22 protein-coding genes and 6 pseudogenes are annotated in these 25313 nt (G+C 47.8%); 17 read left to right on the forward strand and 11 right to left on the reverse strand.

Translation table 11 applies throughout. The annotated features are described in order from the left end of the window. Nucleotides 1–9: 9 nt before the first annotated feature. The 3 genes from ABSH60_RS23520 to ABSH60_RS23530 are packed head-to-tail and all read left to right on the forward strand — an operon-like array spanning nt 10 to nt 3701. Entirely contained in the window at nt 10–1779 is a 1770-nt protein-coding gene (locus ABSH60_RS23520) for a GMC oxidoreductase (protein WP_390976533.1), read from the forward strand. Between the two features lie 3 nt (nt 1780–1782). Next, the gene (locus ABSH60_RS23525) at nt 1783–3114 is read left to right on the forward strand and encodes a c-type cytochrome (protein WP_390976534.1); all 1332 of its coding nucleotides are present in this window, start codon (nt 1783–1785) and stop codon (nt 3112–3114) included. Nucleotides 3115–3164: 50 nt separating this feature from the next. Continuing rightward, nucleotides 3165–3701, forward strand: coding sequence for a VOC family protein (locus ABSH60_RS23530; RefSeq protein ID WP_390976536.1), 537 nt, complete (start codon nt 3165–3167; stop codon nt 3699–3701). A 207-nt stretch (nt 3702–3908) separates the two neighbouring features. Here the strand turns inward: ABSH60_RS23530 and ABSH60_RS23535 are convergent. Beyond that, nucleotides 3909–4457, reverse strand: a pseudogene (locus ABSH60_RS23535) (integrase). A 322-nt stretch (nt 4458–4779) separates the two neighbouring features. On the opposite strand from ABSH60_RS23535, the gene ABSH60_RS23540 reads away from it, so the two are divergent. From ABSH60_RS23540 to ABSH60_RS23550, 3 genes and pseudogenes are all read left to right on the forward strand, one after another. Then, complete coding sequence (locus ABSH60_RS23540; protein ID WP_390976538.1) at nt 4780–5226, forward strand: DUF3290 family protein; 447 nt, start codon at nt 4780–4782, stop codon at nt 5224–5226. Nucleotides 5227–5235: 9 nt separating this feature from the next. Next, nucleotides 5236–5871, forward strand: a complete 636-nt coding sequence (locus ABSH60_RS23545; protein ID WP_390976540.1) for a YetF domain-containing protein — start codon at nt 5236–5238, stop codon at nt 5869–5871. A 9-nt stretch (nt 5872–5880) separates the two neighbouring features. Beyond that, a pseudogene (locus ABSH60_RS23550) lies at nt 5881–6021 on the forward strand (IS3 family transposase); the annotation flags it as partial. A gap of 348 nt (nt 6022–6369) precedes the next feature. Here the strand turns inward: ABSH60_RS23550 and ABSH60_RS23555 are convergent. Next, nucleotides 6370–6703: pseudogene (locus ABSH60_RS23555) on the reverse strand (ArdC-like ssDNA-binding domain-containing protein); the annotation flags it as partial. Nucleotides 6704–7614: 911 nt separating this feature from the next. Here ABSH60_RS23555 and ABSH60_RS23560 point away from each other — a divergent pair. The 7 genes and pseudogenes from ABSH60_RS23560 to ABSH60_RS23590 all read left to right on the forward strand — a co-directional run. Further along, a pseudogene (locus ABSH60_RS23560) lies at nt 7615–8491 on the forward strand (IS5 family transposase); the annotation flags it as partial. A 510-nt stretch (nt 8492–9001) separates the two neighbouring features. After that, complete coding sequence (locus ABSH60_RS23565; RefSeq protein ID WP_390976542.1) at nt 9002–9523, forward strand: fimbrial protein; 522 nt, start codon at nt 9002–9004, stop codon at nt 9521–9523. 47 nt (nt 9524–9570) lie between these two features. Next, nucleotides 9571–10248 carry a fimbria/pilus periplasmic chaperone gene (locus ABSH60_RS23570; protein WP_390976544.1) on the forward strand — a complete coding sequence of 226 codons (678 nt, stop codon included), beginning with the start codon at nt 9571–9573 and terminating at the stop codon, nt 10246–10248. Nucleotides 10249–10268: 20 nt separating this feature from the next. Beyond that, nucleotides 10269–12827 carry a fimbria/pilus outer membrane usher protein gene (locus ABSH60_RS23575; protein WP_390976546.1) on the forward strand — a complete coding sequence of 853 codons (2559 nt, stop codon included), beginning with the start codon at nt 10269–10271 and terminating at the stop codon, nt 12825–12827. 14 nt (nt 12828–12841) lie between these two features. Then, on the forward strand, nt 12842–13861 hold the full coding sequence (locus ABSH60_RS23580; RefSeq protein ID WP_159282952.1) for a fimbrial protein: 1020 nt from the start codon (nt 12842–12844) through the stop codon (nt 13859–13861). A 334-nt stretch (nt 13862–14195) separates the two neighbouring features. Further along, a pseudogene (locus tag ABSH60_RS23585) lies at nt 14196–14515 on the forward strand (type II toxin-antitoxin system RelE/ParE family toxin). Then, nucleotides 14505–14783, forward strand: a pseudogene (locus ABSH60_RS23590) (helix-turn-helix domain-containing protein). Before ABSH60_RS23585 ends, ABSH60_RS23590 begins: the two co-directional pseudogenes overlap by 11 nt. Nucleotides 14784–14891: 108 nt before the next feature. Here the strand turns inward: ABSH60_RS23590 and ABSH60_RS23595 are convergent. The 3 genes from ABSH60_RS23595 to ABSH60_RS23605 form a co-directional block, all read right to left on the reverse strand. Then, nucleotides 14892–15137 (reverse strand): biofilm development regulator YmgB/AriR family protein, encoded by a 246-nt coding sequence (locus ABSH60_RS23595; protein ID WP_390976549.1) that lies wholly within the window; start codon nt 15135–15137, stop codon nt 14892–14894. A 406-nt stretch (nt 15138–15543) separates the two neighbouring features. Continuing rightward, nucleotides 15544–16344, reverse strand: a complete 801-nt coding sequence (gene panB / locus ABSH60_RS23600) for a 3-methyl-2-oxobutanoate hydroxymethyltransferase (protein ID WP_390976551.1) — start codon at nt 16342–16344, stop codon at nt 15544–15546. A gap of 177 nt (nt 16345–16521) precedes the next feature. Beyond that, nucleotides 16522–17136 (reverse strand): LysE family transporter, encoded by a 615-nt coding sequence (locus ABSH60_RS23605; protein WP_390976553.1) that lies wholly within the window; start codon nt 17134–17136, stop codon nt 16522–16524. 177 nt (nt 17137–17313) lie between these two features. On the opposite strand from ABSH60_RS23605, the gene ABSH60_RS23610 reads away from it, so the two are divergent. Then, the gene (locus ABSH60_RS23610) at nt 17314–17766 is read left to right on the forward strand and encodes an Lrp/AsnC family transcriptional regulator (protein ID WP_159282954.1); all 453 of its coding nucleotides are present in this window, start codon (nt 17314–17316) and stop codon (nt 17764–17766) included. Nucleotides 17767–18049: 283 nt separating this feature from the next. Here the strand turns inward: ABSH60_RS23610 and ABSH60_RS23615 are convergent, their stop codons facing one another. The 3 genes from ABSH60_RS23615 to ABSH60_RS23625 are packed head-to-tail and all read right to left on the reverse strand — an operon-like array spanning nt 18050 to nt 20603. After that, the gene (locus ABSH60_RS23615; protein ID WP_004958564.1) at nt 18050–18487 is read right to left on the reverse strand and encodes a hypothetical protein; all 438 of its coding nucleotides are present in this window, start codon (nt 18485–18487) and stop codon (nt 18050–18052) included. A 50-nt stretch (nt 18488–18537) separates the two neighbouring features. Next, the gene (locus ABSH60_RS23620) at nt 18538–19926 is read right to left on the reverse strand and encodes an ATP-binding protein (RefSeq protein ID WP_390976555.1); all 1389 of its coding nucleotides are present in this window, start codon (nt 19924–19926) and stop codon (nt 18538–18540) included. Next, nucleotides 19926–20603 (reverse strand): response regulator transcription factor, encoded by a 678-nt coding sequence (locus ABSH60_RS23625; protein WP_013575641.1) that lies wholly within the window; start codon nt 20601–20603, stop codon nt 19926–19928. The genes ABSH60_RS23620 and ABSH60_RS23625 overlap by 1 nt, the downstream gene beginning before the upstream one ends. A gap of 206 nt (nt 20604–20809) precedes the next feature. Here ABSH60_RS23625 and ABSH60_RS23630 point away from each other — a divergent pair, with 206 nt between their 5' ends. From ABSH60_RS23630 to ABSH60_RS23640, 3 genes are all read left to right on the forward strand, one after another. Next, nucleotides 20810–21646, forward strand: a complete 837-nt coding sequence (locus ABSH60_RS23630; RefSeq protein ID WP_390976557.1) for a MipA/OmpV family protein — start codon at nt 20810–20812, stop codon at nt 21644–21646. Between the two features lie 551 nt (nt 21647–22197). Next, entirely contained in the window at nt 22198–22743 is a 546-nt protein-coding gene (locus ABSH60_RS23635; RefSeq protein ID WP_390976559.1) for an isochorismatase family protein, read from the forward strand. Nucleotides 22744–22959: 216 nt separating this feature from the next. Beyond that, nucleotides 22960–23478, forward strand: a complete 519-nt coding sequence (locus ABSH60_RS23640; protein ID WP_390976561.1) for a ClbS/DfsB family four-helix bundle protein — start codon at nt 22960–22962, stop codon at nt 23476–23478. 48 nt (nt 23479–23526) lie between these two features. Here ABSH60_RS23640 and ABSH60_RS23645 read toward each other — a convergent pair whose 3' ends face one another. The 3 genes from ABSH60_RS23645 to ABSH60_RS23655 all read right to left on the reverse strand — a co-directional run bounded on the left by ABSH60_RS23645 (nt 23527) and on the right by ABSH60_RS23655 (nt 25226). Beyond that, nucleotides 23527–23850, reverse strand: a complete 324-nt coding sequence (locus ABSH60_RS23645; protein WP_390976563.1) for a hypothetical protein — start codon at nt 23848–23850, stop codon at nt 23527–23529. 75 nt (nt 23851–23925) lie between these two features. Beyond that, nucleotides 23926–24684: an MFS transporter gene (locus ABSH60_RS23650; RefSeq protein ID WP_390976565.1), complete on the reverse strand. Its 759-nt coding sequence runs from the start codon at nt 24682–24684 to the stop codon at nt 23926–23928. Continuing rightward, entirely contained in the window at nt 24681–25226 is a 546-nt protein-coding gene (locus tag ABSH60_RS23655) for a TetR family transcriptional regulator (protein ID WP_390976567.1), read from the reverse strand. Before ABSH60_RS23655 ends, ABSH60_RS23650 begins: the two co-directional genes overlap by 4 nt. Nucleotides 25227–25313 lie beyond the last annotated feature (87 nt).

Here is a 25313-nt window from a genome sequence, read left to right on the forward strand (position 1 = left end):
AGCAACAAGATGTCAGAAATAAGAAATAAAACCGACGTGGTGATCGTCGGATTAGGCTGGGCGGGTTCCGTCATGGCAGAGGAACTGACCCGCGCCGGACTGAACGTTGTGGCCATTGAACGCGGTGCATGGCGCGATACGTCCACGGATTTCCCGGTGGCAGTCGATCCGGACGAATTACGTTGGCATACCCGTCGTGAGATCCTGCAACCGATGAGTGTGGAAACCACCACTTTCCGTAACAATAGTAGTCAGGACGCCGCACCGGTGCGTAACTGGTCTGCCTTTCAGTATGGCTGGAATGTCGGCGGGGCGGGTACGCACTGGGCCGGAATGTCATGGCGCTTCCTGCCGTGGGATTTCCAGGCGGCGACCCTGACCCGTGAACGCTACGGTGCAGAGAAGCTCAAAGGCTTACAGGTGCAAGACTGGGGCATTAATTACGATGAAATGCAGCCGTATTACGATCGTTTTGAGCGCATCGCGGGCACTTCCGGTATCGCCGGAAACCTAAACGGTCATCCGCAGAAAGGCGGCAATATTTTCGAAGGACCGCGTTCGCGCGATTACCCGACGCCGCCGTTAAAAGACACGCACTGGATGCGTAAATACCGCGAGACCACGGAAAAAATGGGCTATCACCCATTCACTATCCCGGCCGGTAATATCTCGCAGGCGTACGTCAATCCGCTTGGCGTCACCATGGGGCCTTGCACCTATTGCGGATTCTGTGATTTCCACGGTTGTGGCAACTTCTCCAAATCCTCGCCGCAGGCCTGTATTTTGCCCGCACTGATGCGGCGCCCTAACTTTTCCGTGCTGACCGATACCGAAGTTTTACAGGTGGTCAAACACGATGACGGCAAGACCGCGAAAGGCGTACGTTTCATCACCAATGAAGGCATTGAAGGTTTCCAGCCTGCGGACGTGGTGTGCATCACCGCTTACCAGATGGATAACGTGCGCATGATGTTGCTCTCGAAAATCGGTGAACCCTACGACCCGAGAACAGGCCACGGCACTGTCGGACGCAACTATAGCTATCAGACCTGCGCGACCGTAACGGGCTTCTTTGACGGCGAACGGATGAACCCGTTTATCGGCGGCGGCGCGCTGGCGGTGCAGATTGACGACTTCAATGGCGATAACTTTGATCACAGCAATCTCGATTTCATCGGCGGTGCCGGGATCATGGGATTCTCCACCGATGGCCGCCCTATCCAGCATATGGATGCGTTGCGTCCGGGCACGAAACGCTGGGGCAGTGAGTGGAAAGCCGGATACGCACGCGATTACCAGACCGCAGCTACCATTTTCTGTCAGGGCACCTCAATGCCGGTGCGTGAAGCCTATCTCGATCTGGATCCGGTTTATAAAGATCGTCACGGACAACCGTTGTTGCGTCTCACATTCGACTGGAATAAAAACGACGTCAACATGTCGAGATATATCATTGATCATGCGAAAAAAATAATGCTGGAAACCGGGGGGAAATACGTCACGTCCGAAAACCAGACCGATAACAGCTGGAACCCGTATCAGCAGGACAGCTCGCACACTATCGGTGGCGCAGTGATGGGCGCGGATCCGACCACGTCAGCGTTGAATACCTATCTGCAAAGCTGGGATGTGCATAACGTCTTTGTGGTCGGTGCTTCCGCCTTCCCTAACAATGGCGGTTACAACCCGACGATCACCGTTGGCGCACTGGCAATTCGCGCCGCTCAGGCGATCCACCAGACTTACATCAAAAATCCGGCCCCTCTGGTGAAGGCATAAATCATGAGTACAAAAAAGAAAATTGCTTACAGTGTGGCGGCGCTGGCCGTTGTCGCCGGGATCGTCGCCTTTGGTCGTCTGTGGGAAGTCATGGACAGCTCACGATCTCAGGTCGCGGATGACACGACCCGGCTGGCGGATTTCCACAGCACCGACAGCGCAGCGATTAAACGCGGCGAATACGCCATGCGTCTCGGTGACTGCGCGGCCTGCCATCAATCGAGCTTTGCGGGCGGTTACAAAATCAGTACGCCTTTCGGCGAGTTGCAGACGTCGAACATTACGCCAGATCGCGAAACCGGTATCGGTAACATGACTGAGCGCAACTTCTTCAACGCTGTACGTCAGGGGCGCGGCGACCACGGCTTCCTCTACCCTGCGATGCCTTACACCGCCTACGCGAAAATGAGCGATGCCGATATGCACGATCTCTGGGCGTACATGTCCACGATGAAACCGGTGAAACATAAGGTGGATGAAAACGGCGGCATGTCGTTCCCTTATAACATCCGTTTTGCCATGCTCGGCTGGAATTTCCTGTTCTTCGATAACAGCGGTTTCACACCAGACGCGGCCAAGACCGCCGCAAACGCCAATATGGACATGATTAACCGAGGCAAATACATCGTCGATGGCCCGGCGCACTGCAACGTCTGCCATACCGCACGTAACGTGCTGGGTGGTGAAGTCAGCGGCGGTTATTTACAGGGCGGCAGCCTCGGTGTGTGGTATGCACCGGATATCTCGCAGGATCCACATACCGGCATCGGTGACTGGAGCAGTGACGACATCGCGCAATACCTGAAAACCGGCTCCGATGCAAAAAGTGTCGCGGCAGGTCCGATGGCTGAAGCGGTCGAGCATTCCACGCAGTACTTCAGCGACAGCGATGCACAGGCCGTCGCGGCGTATCTCAAAACTCTGCCGTCCTCCGGCAAACTGGCACCGCAGGCATTTGCCATGGACGCCGCCAGCAAAGAACATGGCGCGTTGACGTATGAAGTGAACTGCTCGGCCTGTCACGGCGTGAAAGGCGAAGGCATCACCGGCATGGTGCCTGCTTTTGCGGGTAACAACGCCATGCAAAACGATCCGACCAACATGATCAACGTTATGCTGAATGGTGCCCGCGCGCCGCATACCGAAGAACGCCAGACTGCGGCCGGAATGCCGTCATTTGCGTGGAAAATGGATGACCGGCAGATAGCGAAAATCCTCACTTATGTGCGTAATAGCTGGGGAAATCAGGGAAGTGAGGTGACGGCAGATCAGATCAGCCATATGCGTAAACTGACCGGCGCGGCGGATAAACTCAGCACAACGTCGAAGCAATGAACATATCAGGGGCGGCGTGATGCTCGCCCCTGATTAATCAGGAGAACATCATGAATATCAGAGGAATTGAACATATTGGTGTGACCGTCTCAAGCCTGACGGAAGCAGAACAATTTTTCATTGATGCACTGGATGCCATCATGTTGTACCGCATCGTGCCCCCCGGCAAAGCAGATAAAAAAATAGCGGGAAAACAGATGCACGCGCTGAATGATTTCCCCGAAGGGCTGAATCTGACCGGCCTGGCTATGCTGCGACTGGGAAATGGCTGTAATCTTGAGTTATTCGAAACCCGTCCCGTCACGGAAAACGGCGAGACCAATATCAGTCAGTACGGCATCAACCATTTCTCGGTGTATGTGGACGATATCCGTCAGGCAGGTGAACGTTTACAGCAACACGGTGCCTTGATGTTTGCAGGGCCAACCGACTGTTTTGCGCAGGAAGAAGGCAAAGGTAATCAGACTTGGTTCTGCCGTACGCCGTTTGGCCTGCTGATCGAACTGATTTCCCTGCCCTCGGCGCTGAAATATGACGAAGTCGCAACTGAGATACGCTGGTTGCCCGAGCCTAGTGAAAACAGATAAGTTGGCTGAATCCCCGAGGTTAATACCGGCGAATAGTTCGCCTCTTCATCCTGATGCCAACCTAACATCTTCGATTAATCCCCAGGTCGCTGCCGGGTCTGTTTTCCGGGACCATATCAGACTGACCTGCTCCCTAATTGATTAACTGACCGTGGTGTTGGCCATATCCGCTTCTGGTACAGGGCTGCTGTTGCAGCCCTGACAACTTTAGACTTCAATCGACTCAGAGATCTCTACGCATCATCGACTTCGATGCCGAGAAAACGCAATGTCTTTCCAGTTTCTTATTGTCTAATAAAAGTTGGATCACCCGGAGAATATTAGTTTTTTGTAGATCAGGTAAGGTTTTGACCTTCTATTGGAATGTGTGCTGTAAAGCGAAACTTCGAGACCACCTTTGCTACCCACCTTTGGAAAGCTCGATGGTATTGCCGAGTAGATATGTGCTGGTTAGTACCGACCCGAGATCGGAACAAGAAGTCTTTACTACGAAAACTGTAAGGCTTTGTCAATGCAGTAACAGCTTCTCTGGTCCCTTTGATTATCTCAAATGAACAAGGCTGCAGGTATTCTGTTACAGCACCGTTGCTCTGCTTGAAATAGAGCTACCACATGAAACATCAGATACTTTGAGTTTTACCAGGTCAGCGCGTTTTACCTTCCAGTTCAAATCTGATTCGGATCCTCCTTTTATGAGATATCTGAAGTGTTTTTTTGGAGGATGACACGGTCTTTGTTCCACGGTGAGGTGTTCATACTCTAACCTCCTGCAATGTAGGAGATTTGAGTATGATTGTCCTTCTTGAGCGAGGAGCGGGCAACAAATAGAGCGGAAAGTGGGTAGGAAATCTTGCTGTTTTTCAGGGCAACGACGTGGGTCTGCTGGCCTTCATTTGAAACGTTGTAAAATGGGAACTTGATAGTTAATCCATCGTTGCTCCATCCTGCATCCTAAAAGATAATGACAAATTTCAACTGATAACTGATAATTATTAGTTGTTAAGTAACATCAGAGTGGGCATGGTAACGTGTTACTATAATAAAAATATGGTTTTGTGGTTTTAGGGATTACAAATATATGAGATTTTATAGTATCGATTATCTACAAATGCAGTCTAACATCAATGATTATTTAAAATTCATCGTTATATTTAGTACTTTATTTGTTCTGATTGTTGTTTTTAGTCTGTATATGCGTCATCGCTTGCAAACTAAATATCGTGACTTAACAATCATAGCCTTCTTATTTTTACTTTTTATTTCTGGTGTACAGTATGCAGATTATACCGATAGTCAAAACATACATTCCCAATCATCACAAATGGTTAACTTTGTTAGATTGTTATCACAAGAAAAAGAAGTGAATGTGAATTATATATTTTCCAGTTCAGCACAGCTTTCTGATGGTATTATCGTTAAAATTAATGATCTTTATTACCGTGTTAACTTAAGTCTGGATCAAAAAACATACAATCTAGTTGAGGTTTCTTTAGTAAATCCAGAAATAGAAATCTTGAAAAACTGAGGAGTGCAAGTGATAATTTATTTACCTATCATTATAAAATTAGGTCTGGGGATACTGTGTTTAATTGTTCAAATAAATCTCATGGGGAAAGGAAATCTTGCCCCCTCATCCGCAATGGATCAGGTTCAAAACTATGTACTGGGGGGGATTATAGGTGGCGTAATTTACAACGAATCGATAACAGTACTACAATTTGTCCTAGTGTTAATTATATGGACGTTTTTGGTCTTTGTTCTTAAGTTTTTGAAAGAAAATAGTCGGATAGTTAAAAGAATAATTGATGGAAAACCTATTACTTTGATACATAATGGCAGCATTAATGTTAAGGAGTGTTTACGAAATGGCGTTTCTGCAAATGACTTGATGTTTAAATTAAGAGCAAATGGTATTTATGAAATTGAACAACTAAAACGCGTGGTTCTCGAACAAAATGGGCAGTTAACAATTATACAGAGTGGTGATGAAAATATACGCTATCCAATTATAGTGGATGGTTTATCCAACCATGATCTGCTCGAAATCCTTAACAAGGACAGTGACTGGTTAGAAAGTGAAGTTACAAAGCAAGGCTTCAATAAAATCAGTGAAGTATATTTAGGTGAGTATTTGTCGGGTAGGATTAATTTATACGGATATGAAAAGTAATATCAAAACCTTGCAGTTGTTCTCGATCTGTTCGCGAGGCAACCGGTGGGGTGGGCAATATCGTTCTCTTCCCGATAGCAAGGCGCTGGAAATGGCATGGGAGGCTCGCGGCAGACAGACGGAGTGATGTTCCACAGCGATAGTAATAATGCCGGTGTCAGTTTTTATCATGACTCAGTTTGCCGTTTACCTGATTAGTGTGATTACTGATGCGGTGAAGAACTTCCCGCATCCTGACTCATACAGCGATCGACCTTTTATGTCCTGCCCTGGACTCGTCGGTTGCCGGAAGCGCCTTCATGCGAGGCATATCCTCACCGGTGCGCGCGACTCAAGAAGGGCCTGATGGATTATCTCATTATTATCCTTTCCGGGTTATCTGTCTGGAAATTCAACTCTGTTTCCTCACTGAAGTTCTGTCATGGCTGATAACGTTACCGAAGCCACCTTTCCGCGCTCACCTTTGCGAACCTGAGCACCTGCCGCCTGTGCGTGCTAGTATGTCATCCAACGTGAATCCCTAAATCACTAAACCCCTGCTTCGCAGCATTACACCACAGCCACATGATATTCATACCGTTGAAGTGGTGACGGTGGCATAGTTCGCCGGTAAACCTGACATTCCTTCCACTCACTCCCACGGACACGCCCACGGCTTAACACCGGCCTTTAACGCCTCAATAATGCTATCTGTGACAGTCTGATAAAGGTCAGGCTTAGATTTGCCCTTAGAAAATTTCGGTTTTGAGGAGCCTGACAGATCAAGTGGGGATACGCTTGTCACCGGTGGGTTATTAGGGGCGGTAGCTTGGGAGTGCAGGGTTATAGTCATGGTAGTTTCTCCGTCAGTGAAATTTTCGTTTTCGTATCGCCTGACGGTTCGTAACCCCAACATCGTTCTGATCAGCAAAGACGCATAGCGTTCATATACCCTTGCTGAACAGGTTGTGATGGGGAACGATTACCAGAAGCTGATTAGAAAGTGAAAGTTACGCAGGAGAAAATGACGGCAAGCACTCCCGAATGTAGCGCCCCTTATGCCGCTCTGGTGAAAGGCTTTTGACTTGCGTCCGTTGATGCGCCAAGAGTCGCAGACGACAGGAATAAAAAACCATTAGCTTAACTGAATAAACTAACAGCCTATGAACTCAATACGTTAATAGCTTCAATGAGTGTTTGATAAGAAAGCATCCAAATATCACCATTCAAAATACAATCCCCAAAACAACGCGCTGATAAACTTACATATCATAAAACATCTCTTAATAAAATAATCATTATTAGTCCTGTCAAAACAATACAACACTTAATCTTCACTCCTTTATCCCCAATTAGGAAGAACACGCACAAAAATAAGAATAAGGTTATGTTTATTGCATTCGCAACTATGTCCATGTGACTATTCAAAAATTTCCCGATGTGACTTAATACATTCATAATTCTTTGCATGTAACCCATCCCTATTTATCTATTTGAAATTAGCAAGTGATATTAAAAAGTTCTGTCTGTGTAGTTCTAAACACCCTAATTGTCAGCTGATACTTACGATTTTTGAAGTTGGCCTGATCCAGTTCTTTCCGCAGGTGCTTTAATTCCTGCTGTCGATGTTCATATTAACTGAATATTTTCTTGATAGCGCTGATTGCAGTTCTTTCCCCCTGTTAGCGGCTTTATTGAATAAATCGAACGTTTGGCCGTAATCAGGATCAGATTATCACATTCCCGATCCTGTAGTGGTATTCCGTGGCGAAACAAAAGTTCACAATCACCAACGGGAATGTATACAACAAAGCCCTCGTCAATCCGGGCTCACTGATGCATGACGAACCTAAAACCTTTTCACGTGGTCGTCCTCAACGTAATTTTGAGCTGACCATTTCCACCGTTCTGATGCTGAAGCGCATTTTTCGCCTCACGCTGTGCGCCGTGCAGAGATTCATTGATTCCATTTTTATCCTGATGAAGTTCCCGCTCCGTTGCCCGGATTATTCCTGCGTCTGCAGGCGGGCTAAGTCTATCAACATCCCTTTCAAAAGCCCCACACTTGGTGAAATTTAACACCTGAATATCAATTCCACCGGCTTAAAAGTTTTCGGTCAGGGAGAGTTGAAGTTGAAAAAAAACGGTCAAAAAAAGCGTCGCTTCTGGCTGAAATTGCATCTGGCGGTTGACGCTGATACACATGAGATTATCTGAGCTGACCTGTCCTTGAACCACGTGACTGATGCAGAGGCATTCCAGGGACTTATTCGCCAGACACATCGGAAAGTCAGGGGCGCTTAATCTGATGGAGCTTATGACACCAGACGGTGTCACGACGAACTGCGGCGTAAGAAAGTCAAAATACTTATCTCGCAGCGAACCCAGGCAGGTTACTGGCCGGCTGAATATGACGATAGAAATCAGGTGGTTGCCCGGCAACGGCTGACGGGAAGCAATGCGTACTGGAAATGGCACACGGCTTACAACCGACATTCAGTGGCTGAAACTGCAATGTTCCGTGTCAAACAGCTTTCTTACGTTGCGGGATTATGATGCGCAGGTTTAGGAGGCTATGGCCATGATCCGCGAATTAAACAAAATGACGCGTGCAGGCATGCCAGAAAGTGTACGGATTGCCTCAGGAAGTCAGCGACGAGGGGGGCTTTTATCTAAATCCGATTTATTAAGTATAGCCGGGGAATGGGTTTTATGGTTGGCATCGCTCAGTTCGGTTGATGTATTTCTTTTTGACGATTGAACATATCGCTCAATTCTTATTGAGCTCCCTAAAGTGATCACTTATTTCGCGCAGCTATTTAGGTTGGGAAAAATAAAAAGTCAATAAATGATAGGTGATAACACTTATCATTTCTAAAAGTTTTATTTTTTTTACATAACTCTTTACGTGGTGCTGAAAATTTAAATTTGAATCGAAAGTTTCTGTCGTTTAATACTTGTTTAGAGTTAATAACACATAATATTTAAGAGCCTGCTATTAAGCATAATGGCACCTTGGATTTTTTAATATTTTTCGTGATATTGATAAATGCCATGCATAATGCATTAAAATGCTCATGCTATATGGAAGAAAAAATCATTTCTTATTTTTGTTTTTCACAAATTTATATTTAATGACATTGAGGTATTAATGAAAAAAAACTACTCTGGGGCTTTACTTATAGTCTCTTTATGCTGTTCCGGTTCCCTGTATGCTGCAGATGGCACCATCAACTTTACTGGCAATATTACAGATATAGCCTGTAAAGTTGATCCTGGCTCGGCTAACCAGACCGTTAACCTAGGTACCGTTTCAACCAGTGCATTTGGAGCATCAGGTTCAACGGCATCTCCGACCCATTTTTCAATCGTGTTGAACGACTGTCCGGCTAATGTTACAACCGCACACGTACGTTTTGATGGTCCTGCAAGTTCAGCCAATCATCAGATCCTGGCGCTTAATTCAGGACAGACCGCCACCAATGTGGGTATTGCGCTTTATGAAGCCGACAGCACTACGTTCATTCCCGTAGGTACACCAAGTGCTCAGGTCAATCTTACCGATGAGGGCACAAATACACTTAACTACTTTGCGAAATATTATGCTACTGCGGATAAAGTCACTGCAGGTTCTGCTAACTCAACAACCTCATTTACCATCGTATATAATTAAAAAATAAGAGCCGCAAAGCGGCTCTTATTTTAATATAAGGGAGAGATATGCGAAGCATTTTTTTAAGCCAAATCCCGCTCGCTTTGTTCTGTTATTTTTCGACGGCACATGCGGGCGTAGAGGTTGGTGGGACGCGCGTCGTTTACGATGGCAAGATGAAACAGGCAACGATCGGAGTTAATAATCCCGACGATAAACCCTATCTTATTCAGTCTTGGGTAGATAAGCGTGCGGACAGCAATGATACAGGTGAAGTGTTTATTACCACACCACCTCTTTTCCGCCTTGAACCACATAGCCAGAATTCAGTACGCATTGCCTATACAGGTAATGACTTACCGCAGGACAAAGAGTCCGTATACTGGCTGAACATTAAAAGTATTCCTTCTACCGATAAAAATTCCACCAATGATCTGATCATAGCGGTAAAAAATACTATGAAACTATTTTATCGGCCGGCCGGTTTAACCGGCGATCCCGCAACGGCGTATCAAAAGATAGAGTTTAAACAGCGCGACGGAAAACTGTTTGCCTTCAATCCTACGGCGTACAGCGTGTCTTTCTATGAGGTTAAAGTAAATGGCGTGGCGCTGAAAGATATATCAATGGTTCTTCCTAAAGAGGGGATTTCACTAGGTTCCGTTACTGCCCAAGCCCCTAAAATAAGCTGGAGAGCGATTAATGACTTTGGCGGAATCTCAGAAGAACAGCAAGTCAAACTCTAATCATCAGGACTAAATACATCATGTTCATGCAGCACGTGCTCTGTGAAAAATCATATTCTTTATTTTCTCCCTCATTGTTGAGCCTGTCTGTGTGCCTTGCCCTCAATGCTGGATTCGCGTGCGCTGATGACTATTTTGAACCTGCATTTATTGAAGTGGCAGATAACAAAAACGCTACCGTCGACCTGTCTGGGTTTAGCAAAACCGGTAGTCAGGCTCCCGGGAGTTATAAGAGTGAAATCTATATCAACGGTAACTATGTTGATGATAAAAACATAATATATATTCTAGATGACCACAGGCTGGTACCGATATTGACTAAACATGATTTAGTTGTCTGGGGTACTGAAGCTAATGCTACGCCTGAATTTATGGCACTGGCAGACAAAGCTGACATTACCGACATCCGTGATGCCATCCCGGATGGCAAAGTCACGTTTGATTTTGCTCAACAGCGTCTGGATATTTCTATTCCTCAGGAGTTTATTCGTAAAAATGCCCAGGGATATGTTGATCCAGACAGCTGGGATGACGGTGTGAACATGTTTTTTGTGAATTACGGCTACTCGGGGTCTGAGTCGTGGCGTGACGGGAAGCCCGGCGGCGTCAACGATGCTTATCTGAATCTGCGCAGTGGAGTTAACCTGGGCGCATGGCGGTTGCGCAACTATTCTACTTACACGGACAGTCCTCATAACCGTTCATGGAACAGTATTAATACTTATATAAACCGCGATATCAGAGCACTGAAAAGTCAGCTTGTTATTGGAGAAAGTCATACGCCCTCTGACATCTTTGACAGCTTTGCTTTTCGTGGAGCGCAGATTTACTCCGATGATAATATGCGCCCGGACAGCCTGCGAGGTTATGCGCCGGTGGTCAGGGGTATAGCGCAGAGCAATGCACAGGTCACTATCCGCCAAAATGGCAACATCATTTGGCAGTCGTATGTTTCTGCCGGTCCCTTCGCCATTAATGATTTGTATCCTACCTCCGCCAGCGGCGATCTGGATGTCTCAGTTCGCGAAGCCGATGGTACCGTTCGCCAGTTCATTCAGCCCTTTTCATCAGTGCCGATTATGCAGCGCGAAGGCCAGTTAAAGTATTCGGTCACCGCGGGTGAATACCATTCAACCGGGGGGGCTACCCGTACGCCGTTATTCATTCAGTCAACAGGCACCTATGGCATGCCATGGAGCAGTACGCTTTATGGCGGCACTTTGCTGGCGAAACATTACAGGGCCGCCAGCTTTGGTATGGGAAAAGGTCTGGGTGATATCGGGTCTGTCTCTCTTGATAGTACCCTCGCTGAAACCGATATTCGCGACGAGACTAAACGCGGTGCATCGTTTCGCTTTCAATATTCAAAGGATATTGCGCCAAGCGGTACAACGTTTACGCTGGCCGGCTATCGGTACTCCACATCAGGGTATTATGATTTCGATGAGGCAAACGGGTATTACGCCAGAGCGCTGTTGGCCGATAATCCTCCCGAAGGTTACCGAAATAATGAGCATTTGCAGGACGACCGCGATGTTTATAACCAGTGGCGCTATGACCACAATAAACGCAGCAAGGCACAGATTAATATCAATCAGGCCCTCAAGACTTTCGGTAGCCTGTATCTGTCGGCTTATGAGCAACAATATTGGGGGATAGCAGGAAAGGAACGCAGCCTTAACGTCGGTTATAACACCAGTTATTCCAGCATTAATTATTCCCTGAACTATACCTATGCAAGCACGCCTTACTATAACAAACCCGATCGGGTACTGGCGTTTGCAGTCCAGGTACCGTTCGATGCCTTTATGCCGCAGAGCTGGATGAATCTGTCTGGCAACACCAGCAGACGGGACAGCAGCAGTTCTTTGGGTATTTCTGGAAATGCGCTGGAGGATAACCGTCTGGCGTATAACGTTCAGCAGGCTTATACCAACCACGATCAGGGCGCGAATGGCAGTGTTTCGCTTGATTACAAGGCATCTTTTGGCGAGTATCAGGTGGGTTACAATTACACTAAAGATACTCACCAGGTGAACTATGGGGCGATGGGCGGGGTCGTGGCCCATCCCTATGGCGTCACGTTTTCCCAGCCTCTGGGCGACACTCTAGCTTTAGTAAAAGCTGAAGGCACGCGCCGCGTTAAAGTCCAGAATAACACCGGCGTATATACTGATAATGTCGGCTATGCCATTGTACCCTATGTAAATCCTTATCACCGTAACCGCATAAGTCTGGATATTGATAGTCTGAACGATAAAGTCGATGTGCTGAATAATATTCAGACCGTTATCCCTACTCAGGGAGCACTGACGGTAGCCCACTATCCCACGGTAATTGGCTATAAAACCATGTTTACCCTTACGGGTACCGATATTCCTTTTGGCGCATCTGCCATCCTCAGGCAAGACGATGCGAGCATACCGGGTATTGTTGACGATAAGCAGCGCGTCTATCTGGGCGGCGTGCCTGAACAGGGCGAAATTTTAATCCGCTGGGATAACGGGCATTGCACTGCCCCCTATCATATTGGGCAGAAGAACACTGCCGTCATTAACATTACCGCTATTTGTCGCTAATCAGAGTGAGAACCATGAAACGCCTAATCTTAATTTCGTCCATTGTTCTGGTGGCAGGACTTCTTCCGCTTTCTGCGCTGGCCTTCAGCTGTAAACAGGTTACGGCGTTGACCACACTTTCTCCACAAAATATTACCGTGCAGCGAGACATACCTGTAGGTTCAGTTATCGGAACCCAGATAACATCGGGTACTGTGGCCACTTACAGCTGTACCAACAGTGATCCCAAATTGTCTTATCAGCAGATGGGCGTTAAGGGTTACGGTACGTATGTTGGAAACTTTAACGGCAGACGTGTCTATAAAACTAATATTGAAGGAGTAGGCTATGCTATTGGTGGCGTTACGGTCTCTGCCTGCGGGGGTACAACTGGCTGGGTCGACGGGGCCACAGGTACCGCAGATGGCAATCCAAATAACAAAATAATTTGCAGTATAAACGGTATCTTTGGTAATCAGCCTAATACCTTGAAAGCAATGATAACGTTCTACAAAACGGCTGAGGTCACAGGTTCCGGCACAGTAACAGCACGTAATGTTGGCGCATTTATTTTGCGCAACAACCAGAGCGGCTGGTTTTCGCCGGAGTCAGATATCAATATCAGCAGTTTCAATGTCACGACGTTAGCATGCACCGTTAATACGCCGGTCATCAGCGTTCCGATGGGCAGTGTCAATAAAAACGAGTTCAGTGGCCTCGGCAGCTGGCCGGGAAACGTTAATACCAGGAACTTCACTATTCCGCTGATCTGTAATGCCGGGACTCGTGTAAATGTACGCCTCGATGGTAATGTATATGATGCAGCAAAAGGCGTCATTAATATCAACAGTGCCAGAGACGGCGCAAGTGGTGTAGGGATCCAGTTACTTCACGGTAACAATCCGCTCATGCTGGGCGTGCCTTTTTTCAGCGGCGAGAATCTAACCCAGGGAAGGTATGACATTCCGTTTCAGGCACGTTATTTCCAGACGGGTAATGTAATCAATCCCGGCACGGCAAACGCCAGTGCAACATTTACCCTAACTTATCAATAGATTGACATCTCCCCACGCCATAAATAGCGGGGGAGGATGTCGATGGACAGAATTACCGAAATGTCAGGTTAGTCCCATGTTGGGACTGCTTTAGACAGAACTAATAGATATCAAAGTGAGTCAAAGAAGCTATTACATCAAGAGCTTCTACACCATAAGCCTTCCTATCTCGGATGAGAGGGCGGGGCGGAAACGCCTGAACCTCCCCGCTCTCCCACTTCCATCGTGCAGGCAATGAAAGCATCAATATATTACCCTACCAAATAGCCAATTAAAATTTGCTTTAGAGCTAACATAGCTTATAAGCCAATATTTGGATCAGGGAGGAACGCCATTGTTCACTATAATCTTTTATGAAGAGGCAGAAATCGAATTGGTAGCGCTGCCTGTGGCGGTACGGTCGAAAATGATCAGATTGCTACAAAAGCTTGAAGCTAAGCTGCGCTTGCTCAGAGAAGCGGATACAAAGCTTTTAGGCGATGGGTTATTTGAGATCAGGATGATGGGAACTGACATAGCTCGAGGGCTATGGGTATATCAGTCAGGTGAGCGTATTATTTAATACGTGTCTTCATTAAGAAGTCACAGAATACGCCATCAAGTGAGATAGCACTAGCATTTCGCCGGTTGGAGGAGATGAAAAATGAAATATAAAACGCTCACTCAGATTCACACCGAATCAATGCAAGATCCAGAGTACAAAGCGGCTTATGAAGCCGAGGAAGCTCCCGAACGTCTTCAGACTACCTTGCTGGATTGGTGGGTTGAAGCGGGATTAACATCTGCGCAGGTTGCTGAACGCATGGGGGGTAAAACCACCTACCGTTAGCAGGATGGAGAAAAACGCCATAAAAATGAGCTATGAACCCTCATTCGCTATGCTCGAGCCTGCGGAGTTAAATTTAAGTTACAGCAGATTTGATGATGCCATGATTAATTAGCTACTAACTTAATAAGCTAGTAGCTAATTTTATAGATTTTTTTATCAATCTGGAAAGTTGCCGCCTTCGAGCATTTATTAGTTTTTAATTCACTCGATAGTGGGCGGATACATCATTTCAAGCATGTTACGGTAAATATCGGCAACTCTTACGTCCTTTTCCGTTTCCAATTTTTCAACCAATCCCCGAATTATGTCCTTCCTGCTTACCGTCTTATGCATTGAAGTAAGTTCGGCAAAGAGTTTACAATATGTCTGCTTTTCACTAAGTGATCCTTCATTCATAGCCCGGAAGTAATCATCAATTTGATTAGCTGTGTTACTTTCCTTTCCCATTCATACCCTCCCTTACGGCCTCACTTTTAGGTGAAACCACTACAACCCACTCCTCGGAATTTATCCCTTTCACAGGTTGCTCATCCATTAAAAAAAGTAAAATTAATAGTAGTATTCATTTGGAATAGGTCAATTTTGGGAAACAAAATTTACAATTACGGAATTAAATAGCTGCTTCGAATAGTGCGACAGTTGAGATTCTCCCCATCTGAAAGGAAGGGGCTAACCGTACAATATGATGGGGGCCGTTTGGATATCGAAAATTATTGTACCTTCAGGTGAATTTTGTACCTCTAGGCTGTGGTTGGGCGTGACTACGTTGACAGGCTTCTTGAGCGAGAAGCAGACGTTGCTATTTATAATGCGTTATCTGAAAAGCTGAATGCAATCGTCTATAAGACTCTAATTATTCTAAATAGCAGTGCTCAGACGCCGGGAAGCTGCAGTCTTTAACTGCTGCAATGTAGTTTTTTACCGCGCCCTGGATGTCATTCTGTCCTTTCATAAAGTTTTTTACGAATTTTGGGGACCTGCCGGTGATGCTCAGGCCAAGCATGTCGTGCAGCACCAAAACCTGTCCGTCGGTGTCCGGGCCCGCGCCGATGCCGATGACCGGTATTGAAACCGCCTCGCTCAGCGCTTTTCCCAGCGAAGCCGGTACTGCCTCGACCACAACCATCGCCGCACCCGCCTGCTCAAAATTTTTCGCGGTTTCGATCAACGCTTCTGCTTGCTTGCTGTCACGACCCTGAACCTTAAATCCACCAAAGACGTTAACCGATTGCGGAGTGAGTCCGATGTGAGCACACACAGGTATGCCGTTGCGCGTCAGTTGATGTACCGTATCACACAACCACTCCCCGCCCTCAATCTTGACCATCTGCGCACCCGCCTGCATCAGTTGCGCCGAGCTGTGCAGGGCTTGCTGTGGTGAGGAGCAGGTCATGAAAGAAAGGTCGGCGATGATGAAGCCACCGTTGTTTCCGCGCTTTACACAGGTCGTGTGATAAACCATATCTTCCAGTCTGACCGGCAGGGTGCTGTCATGGCCCTGCAAAATCATCCCTAACGTATCGCCGATGAGGAGCATCTCAACACCCGCCGTGCTCAGTTCGTGGGCAAACGTGGCGTCGTAGCAGGTAAGCATGGTGATCTTTTCACCGCGCAGCTTGAGGTTTTTCAGGTATGTCAGAGTGATTGATGGCATGGTGTTCTCTGCTAACTCGTTGCGTTGATAAGGCTGTTGCGGGTGCGATAATACTGACTTTCGCAATGCTTAATTGTATTTCTCGATTTGTCAGATGCCTTCGAGCCAAGGCGTGCCGCAGCGCAGATAGGGAATCTAATGCATGATATGTTGTTAATTATCCTGTATGGCCGTGCGTCAGAGAAACTGTTCTGCCAACAACAGAGCCGCAATAATAATCATCAGACCGCCCGAAATCCGGCTGACATTCTGCGCCGCGCGCGGTCGCGTCCGAAGCACTGTGCCGGAGCCATAGCCCACAAGCAGGTAGACCACGCCGCAACTGATCATATGTACCAGCCCCAACGCTATCATCTGCAGCGAAAGCGGCCAGGCGGCGTGGACGTCGGTGAACTGTGGCAGCAGAGCCAGAAACAGCAGAAAGACCTTTGGATTAAGCCCGCTGATGCAAAAGCCCTTGAGCGCCCACTTCAGTCGCGAGCCGGCATCGTCACTCTCCCCCGCCGCCGGTGCGGGCGGGTGGCGGAGCATGCCTATGCCGAGCCAGAGCAGATAGCCAGCCCCAGCCACGGTCAGAACGGTCAGCACGCCCGGCGCTCCCGCAATGATCGAGCCGACTCCCGCTGCCACTATGAGTGTTGCAACAAGATGGCCGCTCAGCATACCTGCAATTGCTGGTACAACACGGCGTCCCTTGATGCCAGCTGAAATGGCGTAAGCCCAGTCAGCACCGGGCGTGATAACAAAAAGGGCTGAAACAGCCCAGAACGCGGCGAACATGCTCAGTGACATGCACCGTTATCCTTAGTGGCTCGATCTCTGACCGACCCTTTATAAACGTCTGAAACCTGCATATAGAGTACCTTTACCTGCATATTTGTTTAAAAGCAAAGAAATAATATCGCTTTTTATGCGGGATATGCTTTCATATTCAAATCATAAACGTAAAAAGTTGGGAGGTTTTAAGCAATGGATAGGGCAGACTGCAATATTCTTGCGGAGCTTCAGCAGGACGGGAGACTTTCGCTCACTGACTTGGCAGAACGGGTTGGGATTAGCCTGTCATCCTGCCAGCGTCGTGTCAGAGCGCTTGAACAGGAAGGCGTGATCAGCGGCTATCGGGCGAATCTCGATCCGTCCAAATTCGGGCTAAACTTTTCAGCCATAGTTTTCGTCACTCTACGCGAGGGGGATCGGCAGGCAGTCAATTCCTTCGAGACGGCAATAAAAGAAATACCGCAAATTATTCAGGCGCAGCGTTTGTTTGGCGATCCGGATTATCTGCTTTATGTGATTACACATGATCTGCCAGCTTTTCAGAGGCTTTACGATGAAAAACTTTCTGGTCTGGCGGGAGTGCAGCGGCTTACCTCAACGCTGATAATGAAAACGGTGGTAAAAGATCGTGCCCTGCCAGTCTGATGTCAAAGCAGGAAAAAATTCATTTTTTCGTATTCAGGTAAAACACTTTTGTAATCTAAGTGCAAAATGGCGTGCTAGGGAGGCATTGTGAAAAATCGGAACGTCCGCTTCTGGCACATAGCAGACAAACACGTGACGCTGAAGGTCTGCTGAGAGCGAGGAGCGGACGTTCGCAGTTGTTCTCATTACTGATGAAGGCATTACTTAAATCGCGGTGTGTAAATCAACGGGGGATTAAGTCATATGGCCTGAGATGCTTCACGGTATTGACGAGAGTGTCGTTCTAGCAAGCTCTATCGCCGTCAGCCCAGCGCTTGATATCACTTATATTTGGCGACCTGATTCCCACACTCAAGATGTTCTTGGTTGTGTATAGGCTGACCTGGGCTTTGTCCCCATCATTTCTTTCTATTTCAATTAGCGTGTTGTTAATCAATAGTCCCTGCGCAAGGAGCTTTTGATTGATCTCACCTTCATTGCGCTCACCGTCAAACTCGCTTAATACGATGACAGGATTTCCTGAATATGCCTCATATTCCAGGCACTGCCTTGCCATGTGCCTTAAGGTTCGATAGGTATCGGAGGGCTTCGTCTTGCTCGTGAAGCTGCCGTCATAAGATGATTGACCGCTTTTTAATTCGCTGATGGTTATGGCGCACCCGCTGATTGAGATAGAAAATAATAGTGTAGACAGCGTCAAATATTTCAATTTCAACTCCATTGTTCTTACAGAGGCCCTCCGCTGCGCTGGTATCAAAATCATGTTTTCTTTCAGGCGGACTTGTAGTTTGGAAAGTCAACAGTAACCATGAGCCCACCTTCTGCAGACGTACTTAGGCATACGCTGCTGTTGTGTTGCTGCGCAACCGCTTTGACTATTGCAAGTCCCAATCCACTCCCGCTTTGTATCTGATTGGGATCGCGAAAAAACCTATCGAACACGCGCTCCCTCAATTCAAATAGAATGCCGGGCCCTGCATCTGAAACACGTAGCTGAGTAGATTTATCAAGAGAGCGTACATCTACCTCAACCCGTCCGCCCTCAGGGCTGTACTTCACGGCATTTTCAATTAAATTATCAATCAGCGACATCAGGCGTTCCCTGACGCCTGTGATCCAGACTTCATCATCAGAGTAGAATTCGAGCTCAACCCTGCGCTCAGCCGCTAGCGGTGCCAGTGCAGCCATTCGCTCTTGTATGAGCGTTGTCAGCGGCACAGGCTCCATAACAGTGTCAATGCGCACTTCGCTGTGCATCATCAGCAGCAACTGATTGACAAGACGCGCTGCACGGCTATTGCTGCGAATAATCCCTGCAAGCAACTCCTGTTGATTATTGCTGCTTACATAGGACTGCAAAGCCTCCACATTGATTCGCATCGCAGCCAGTGGGGTACGCAGTTCGTGAGCGGCATCTGCAATGAAAACCCGTTCCCTATCAGAACTCTCTTGCACCCTGGCAAGAAATAGATTAGTAGCGTCCACCATTTGGCGAAGCTCCATGTGCTTTGGCACTTCTTTTAAGGGAGAGAGATCTTCTGAAGTTCGTAAGGAAATTTCATTTATCACCTTGTTCCAGGGTCGCATTGCAATACGGATTGACAGCCACGCGGGAAACAAAAGAAAAGGAATGCACACCAGCAGCGGCAATATGTAGTATCCACGCGAGTTCAGGTATATAAAAAAGTTCCAGCCTCCGGCAGGCGTGACAAGTGTTACCTCCGCATCGGACCTCCCGGACTTGAGAGTACGGCTAGTCCAAGTGCGACCTTCACTCTGAATGCTCTGAATTTTCCCATACAGGGTGTTTGTCACCCCTGCCGGAGCGCCATCAGATGAATAAATTATCTCTTTATTCTTCCGAACGATTAGGCTGATTGACAGTTTCGGATCTTCACCTCCGCCATAACCTTCCCGCAACGCTGTGCTGAACTTTTCCAGCACAGCGTTGCGATCCTGCGGGCGATCATTCATACGATCAACCAATGTAAGAATGGTTTCGTAGGTATTGCTGCCCGTTAGCATCGGGGGGCTACGCAAGTTCTCCCACAAAATGTAGGTCAGAAAAAGACACCAAAGCAGTGTAAGCAGTAACATCTGGGCGATCATAATTCGCCGTACGAGCGTTGGAGTTCTCAGGTGGCGCCAAAAATTTCGCATCAACCGGCCCCTTTCTGAATCGGTACGGTATCAATGACATACCCTACGCCCCTCACCGTTCGTACATAACCGTCGCCGATTTTGCGACGTAAATTACCCATATGCACATCGAGTGCATTGCTCATATTTTCTTTTGCGCCGAATATCCTTTCCTCCAGAAACCTTCGTGTAAGCACGCGATCAGTGCGCATCATTAAAGTTTCAAGCAGCGCGTATTCACTTGCCGTCAACTCAACATTCCGCGCGCTCACTGTCACGCGACGAGTCGGCACGTGGAGAGATAACCCACGAATTTCTATCACCTCATTCTCAAAACCGTAACTGCGTCGCGCAAGTGCTCTTACCCTGGCCAACAACTCGGCGAGAACAAAAGGTTTGACGAGATAGTCGTCAGCACCGGCATCCAGCCCGCACAGGCGATCCTGCAGAGTGCCTCGCGCGGTCAGAATGATGACGGGGATCCCCTTGAGCTGCTGGCGCAAGTACGCCATCAGGCTCATGCCATCGCCGTCGGGCAGTCCGAGGTCGAGCAACACAAGTTCCGGCACGCAGGCATCGAGTTGATGCAGCGCATCCACTTTGCGGCGAACCCATATGACATCTAATCCTTGATCTGCAAGGGCAATACGTACGCCGTTGCCGAGATCCAGGTCGTCTTCGATGAGGAGAATTTTCACAATAGTTACGTTATCAACAGTGAATGAAGAACGTCTGAAGAAAAAAACGCTATCAGGAAATTTATCAGGTTTGTGTCACCGGTACGTGCTTAAGTATTTCTTCATTTTTAGCTCATGAGAACTTTAGGGTGCGTATTCAAACTGAGCGTTCTGGCGTTTAAAACCCGCTTGCATCGTAATCGTTTGAATCCATAAGGACTTCTTTAATGAGCAACTTCGAACTGCGTCATAAGTTCCCCTATTCACTCTCAGGACGCACCCTGAAAAAAATGCTGCCGGGCGCGCTGCTGGCGTTACTGGCCACCCCAACACTTGCGGCAGAACCACAACAGGGTAACGCCTTAACGTTGGGAGGAGGCGTGGATGTTACGCCACTTTATTCTGGTTCGGATGAAAACCGCGTCACGACAGCCCTGGTGCTTGATTACTCGATGCATAATGGGTTCTTCGTGAGTACCACGCGGGGTATCGGTTACGGCAACAGCACCGGCAAGCTGGATTACAGTACTGCGCTGAGCTATCGCGCAGGCCGTAAGGATCATGACGTGGACAGCGACTCACTGAGCGATGGCAGTGACGACTTGCGGGGTATGGGCGATGTCAAAGGCTCGGCTATCGGGGCCTTGGGTCTGGGGTATAAGGTCACCGACTGGCTTCATTTGCAATTGCAGGCTGAGGTGCCGTTTTCTCAACGGGACAATGGCGCGGCCGTGCATTTGGGTATTATCAGCCCGCTTTATAACTCATCGGAAAATACCGTGACGATGGCGCTGACCAGCAGTTGGGGAACAGGCAACTATATGCAAACTTACTACGGGGTAAGTTCATCACAGTCGGCCGCATCGGGGTTTACTCAATATGATGCCGGTTCGGGGATTTATGCCTATTCAATGAATATGGACTGGACGCACAAGTTCAACCAAGACTGGAGTGTAGTGGCCGCTACAGGCTTTACGCAGTTGGCTGGTGATGCACGCAACAGCCCGATTGTGCAACGAAAAGCATCGCCCACTGGAAGCTTGAAAGTGACATATAGCTTCTGATCGTTGTTCGACGTGTGCTTCGCTGTAGCTTGTGGCTATCCACTGTCAATAAATACAAATTCGCCCCCGCCTCAGTTCAGATGATGGGGCGCTACTCAACTCACCATTTCACCTCGATTATGCTGAATTGATCTGTGTGAATCGAAAGGGTGAGATCCGCTTCTTAAAAAAAACTATTCACGGAAACGGCTTAGGTCTTTTATGAGCGAAGAGCGGAAGCCAAATTGCTTTCCTTTGCGGGTCAGGGGGTGCCAACAAAACTCGGCAACATTCAGGAAACATTTTTGTTGAATCCGGTAAATCTCAGTGCTAAAACAAAAGAGAAGTTTTTTACGATTCGTTGTGTTTCCCGTTCCTGATACCCAACCCATAAGAGAAAGTCAGAAAATGATTAAGTCAGTTCATACAGCGACAACCGTTACCACCACCGGAACTTTCGGCGGCGTGGGCGTATCTGTGACTGGCTCCTGACAAAACAGACTCTGACTCCCCGCCAAACCGGACGGGGAAGAAAATTTCTCCGTTCATGACTTACTGAATGGAGATACATCATGATTTCATCTGAAAATGCGCTTTTAGTTATCGATATGCAGCAGGGACTTTTCCGTGGCCCCGCCTCACCGTATTTTGCAGACAGGGTTCTATCTAACATCTGCTTGCTGATTGAAAAAGCGAGGCAGGCTAAGGTGCCCGTATTTTTTGCCCGCCACACAGGACCTGATGATTCTCACTTCTCTGAGCAAAGTCCGTTGACACAACTGATACCCGAAATGAATGTGTACGCTGAGCACGATGTCGTGTTTATCAAAAAGCACCCCAACTGTTTCCGGGATACGAACCTGCAGCATCAGCTCAGCCAGCGAGGCATTAAGGAACTGGTTATCGCCGGGATGAAAACAGAATTCTGTGTGGACACTACCTGCCGCGCAGCACCGGAACTGGGATTCAGGACCGTGCTGATTTCAGATGCGCACACGACAATGGATAATAATTACCTGTCCGCAAATGAAATCATCAACCACCACAACGTCACTCTAACTGGCCCGTTTGTGTCGCTCGCGACAGCAGCTGACTGGGCCTTTCACTCTGAGAAATGAGTTGGGACTGAGAGCCGCCCTCAGGGCGGCTAAGGTGTTTAAAGTCCGCTCCTGGCACTTAACTTCCACCGTGAACCTCTTAGCAAGGACATGACTACCTGCAATGTGCCTTGAACAAAGAGAGAGCTGTTTACAGGGACTTAGTACATAATTACTTGATATTTAAGCACCACACAGTGTCTTTATGGATCTCTTATGAAGTGCGGGGGTAATTCTATGAATGTGCCGCAAACAAAATCTCAATTGCTTTTAGCAATTGATAAAAATTTCAATAAATTAATTAGTTATCTTAATGCCATTCCCCCCGAACTCACCTCAGATAACTCAATGGATGGGCACTGCAAGGGCACGAAAATGAGTGTTCATGATCTGGTTTCCTATCTGCTCGGGTGGAACACTCTGGTTGTAAAGTGGATCACTTCTGACGAGAAAAGATTGCCCGTTAATTTCCCAGAAACCGGTTTTAAATGGAATCAACTTGGGCTTCTGGCGCAAAAATTTTACTCTGATTATAGCGAATTGAATTATCACGCGTTAATTACTGAGCTCGAAGCCGTAAAAGATGAAATAGTGAAACTTATTGATGAGCTCACTGATGACGCTTTGTATGGTAAAACATGGTACACAAAATGGACTATGGGGCGAATGATCTCATTTAACACATCCTCTCCCTATGCCAATGCTAATAGCAGATTAAGGAAATGGGCGAAAAATAATAATATCAGCTTAAAATAAAAAACTTCTTTGAACTTGCCCACTTTACTCTGATGAAACGCTGGGAGATTAATAATGCTTATCTACAACGTTTTTGGACGACACCTTGGGATCAAACTTTTGAATTGCAAAAACCAATAACAAGGGCAGCGCGGCAAAGATGAGCAGTGCCGTCTCGCCACTGGTCAGCGCATATATCTGACCAAAAATCATCGATCCAATAACCTGCCCCGCGGCCAGCATAAAAAACAGCGCACTGACGCCAGTGGCCGGTGAATTTTCTGACGCAGAGGCTCCCCACACCAGCAGTACGCCGGAAAGGGTCACATAACCCGCGCCACCCAGTGCAACCGCGGGAACCAGCCACCAGGTAAAATGCTGGATGAAAGCCATGAGTAAGAGCGGAAGTGCCAGACAGCACTGTGAAAACCGATAGACCTGTTTAATGCCAATAACCTTTGCCAGCGGTCAGGTTAATGCGCCTGTGATCCCAGCAGCACCCGCAGTCATCCACAATAGACTGATGATACCTGGCTTAATGCCAAGTGTTTGCAGCAGAGCAGGCCCAAAACTCCACCAAGCGGCACTAATAATTCCGCTAAAAAAAGCAATCGCCATTAGCCGGTGAAGTGCGCGCTGATGCAATAACCCATGGAAAAACCCGTACCGGGCAGATGTCTTATCTTTTGGCAGAAAACGCCATACAGGAAAGGCGCACAGCAGCGCCAGAAGCGCAAACAGCAGACATGCCCCTCTCCAGCCCCCCGGAAGCCAGAATAAAACAGGCACGGAGATGATAATCCCTGCACTCGTCCCGGCATTTATTATTGTGTTCATTTTTGGCTGCTGTCTTTGAGAAATACGTTGGCTGACCGCTGCAGCAAGTGCCGGAGAAGCAAAACCAGCGCTTAGTCCGGCTATAAACAACCCGAGGCCTAACAGCCATTGCGATCCCGCCACAGCAATAATCAGCAGGCCAGAGGCTGCACTGAGCGATGACATTAACGCCGGCATTCTCGGCCCTGCCCACGCTGAGAGTCTCGGTGCCAGCAGGATGGCGATGCAATAAGCGAAAAAACTGCAGCCTGAGAGAATTCCTGCCAGCTGTGGCGTGAAAGCGATATCGCGCATGACATCAGCCAACATAAGTCCCCATGCAAAGCGAGCCATGCCATATGAGACGGCAATAAGCGCAAACCCCGTCAGACCTAGCAACGTATTTTTCATTTTTGACCGCCCGAACGACTGATGAGCAGAAGTGAGGCGGCTTTTCCGACTTCGCAGGCTGCAAGTGCACCAACTATAATGGCGGTAGTCAGCGTACCCTCAAATAGCGTCCAAATGGCGTCGGCGAGCGGGACGTTTTCTCTGCCGCAGACATGGCTGATGCACTTCGCAATGTAGGCACGCATTTCATGGCGGTATGACATAGCCAGCTCCGCCAATGCGGGATCCTCTCCCGCATACTCCCCCCAGGCTTTAAGGAAAAAGCACCCTCTGATGCCATAGGCACTCATCCAGTTCCCCATCACATCGAACAGATGACTTATTGAGTCCGGGTGTCGTGGAGGGTGCAGTTGAGAGAAGAAGCGCTCGCGGCGCTCATCCATAATTGCAGCAGTCAGCGCTTCACGGGTAGGAAAGTACCGATAGAGGGTCCGGGTCGAAACCCCTGCTTCACTGCATATCTTATCGGTGCTGGTTGTATGAAAGCCGTTGAGGTAGAACAGCCGCTCAGCGGCTTGCATGATGTCTTGTTTTTTATTCATACCTTAAAAGTAAACCGATCGTTTTACTTTTAAGGTACTTATACCTCTGCCCCCAATTATCTAATGCCCGGAGTCTCTGATTTATCC

Source organism: Rahnella sp. R3(2024) (genome assembly GCF_042920125.1).
In the GTDB taxonomy this organism is placed as follows: Bacteria; Pseudomonadota; Gammaproteobacteria; order Enterobacterales; family Enterobacteriaceae; genus Rahnella; species Rahnella rivi.

Bases quoted from the DNA above. Each gene is read 5' to 3' on its own strand.
- ABSH60_RS23520 (WP_390976533.1), top strand. From the start codon at position 10: ATGTCAGAAATAAGAAATAAAACCGACGTGGTGATCGTCGGATTAGGC.
- ABSH60_RS23525 (WP_390976534.1), top strand. From the start codon at position 1,783: ATGAGTACAAAAAAGAAAATTGCTTACAGTGTGGCGGCGCTGGCCGTT.
- ABSH60_RS23530 (WP_390976536.1), top strand. From the start codon at position 3,165: ATGAATATCAGAGGAATTGAACATATTGGTGTGACCGTCTCAAGCCTG.
- ABSH60_RS23540 (WP_390976538.1), top strand. From the start codon at position 4,780: ATGAGATTTTATAGTATCGATTATCTACAAATGCAGTCTAACATCAAT.
- ABSH60_RS23565 (WP_390976542.1), top strand. From the start codon at position 9,002: ATGAAAAAAAACTACTCTGGGGCTTTACTTATAGTCTCTTTATGCTGT.
- ABSH60_RS23570 (WP_390976544.1), top strand. From the start codon at position 9,571: ATGCGAAGCATTTTTTTAAGCCAAATCCCGCTCGCTTTGTTCTGTTAT.
- ABSH60_RS23575 (WP_390976546.1), top strand. From the start codon at position 10,269: ATGTTCATGCAGCACGTGCTCTGTGAAAAATCATATTCTTTATTTTCT.
- ABSH60_RS23580 (WP_159282952.1), top strand. From the start codon at position 12,842: ATGAAACGCCTAATCTTAATTTCGTCCATTGTTCTGGTGGCAGGACTT.
- ABSH60_RS23595 (WP_390976549.1), bottom strand. From the start codon at position 15,137: ATGGGAAAGGAAAGTAACACAGCTAATCAAATTGATGATTACTTCCGG.
- panB (WP_390976551.1), bottom strand. From the start codon at position 16,344: ATGCCATCAATCACTCTGACATACCTGAAAAACCTCAAGCTGCGCGGT.
- ABSH60_RS23605 (WP_390976553.1), bottom strand. From the start codon at position 17,136: ATGTCACTGAGCATGTTCGCCGCGTTCTGGGCTGTTTCAGCCCTTTTT.
- ABSH60_RS23610 (WP_159282954.1), top strand. From the start codon at position 17,314: ATGGATAGGGCAGACTGCAATATTCTTGCGGAGCTTCAGCAGGACGGG.
- ABSH60_RS23615 (WP_004958564.1), bottom strand. From the start codon at position 18,487: ATGGAGTTGAAATTGAAATATTTGACGCTGTCTACACTATTATTTTCT.
- ABSH60_RS23620 (WP_390976555.1), bottom strand. From the start codon at position 19,926: ATGCGAAATTTTTGGCGCCACCTGAGAACTCCAACGCTCGTACGGCGA.
- ABSH60_RS23630 (WP_390976557.1), top strand. From the start codon at position 20,810: ATGAGCAACTTCGAACTGCGTCATAAGTTCCCCTATTCACTCTCAGGA.
- ABSH60_RS23635 (WP_390976559.1), top strand. From the start codon at position 22,198: ATGATTTCATCTGAAAATGCGCTTTTAGTTATCGATATGCAGCAGGGA.
- ABSH60_RS23640 (WP_390976561.1), top strand. From the start codon at position 22,960: ATGAATGTGCCGCAAACAAAATCTCAATTGCTTTTAGCAATTGATAAA.
- ABSH60_RS23645 (WP_390976563.1), bottom strand. From the start codon at position 23,850: ATGGCTTTCATCCAGCATTTTACCTGGTGGCTGGTTCCCGCGGTTGCA.
- ABSH60_RS23650 (WP_390976565.1), bottom strand. From the start codon at position 24,684: ATGAAAAATACGTTGCTAGGTCTGACGGGGTTTGCGCTTATTGCCGTC.
- ABSH60_RS23655 (WP_390976567.1), bottom strand. From the start codon at position 25,226: ATGAATAAAAAACAAGACATCATGCAAGCCGCTGAGCGGCTGTTCTAC.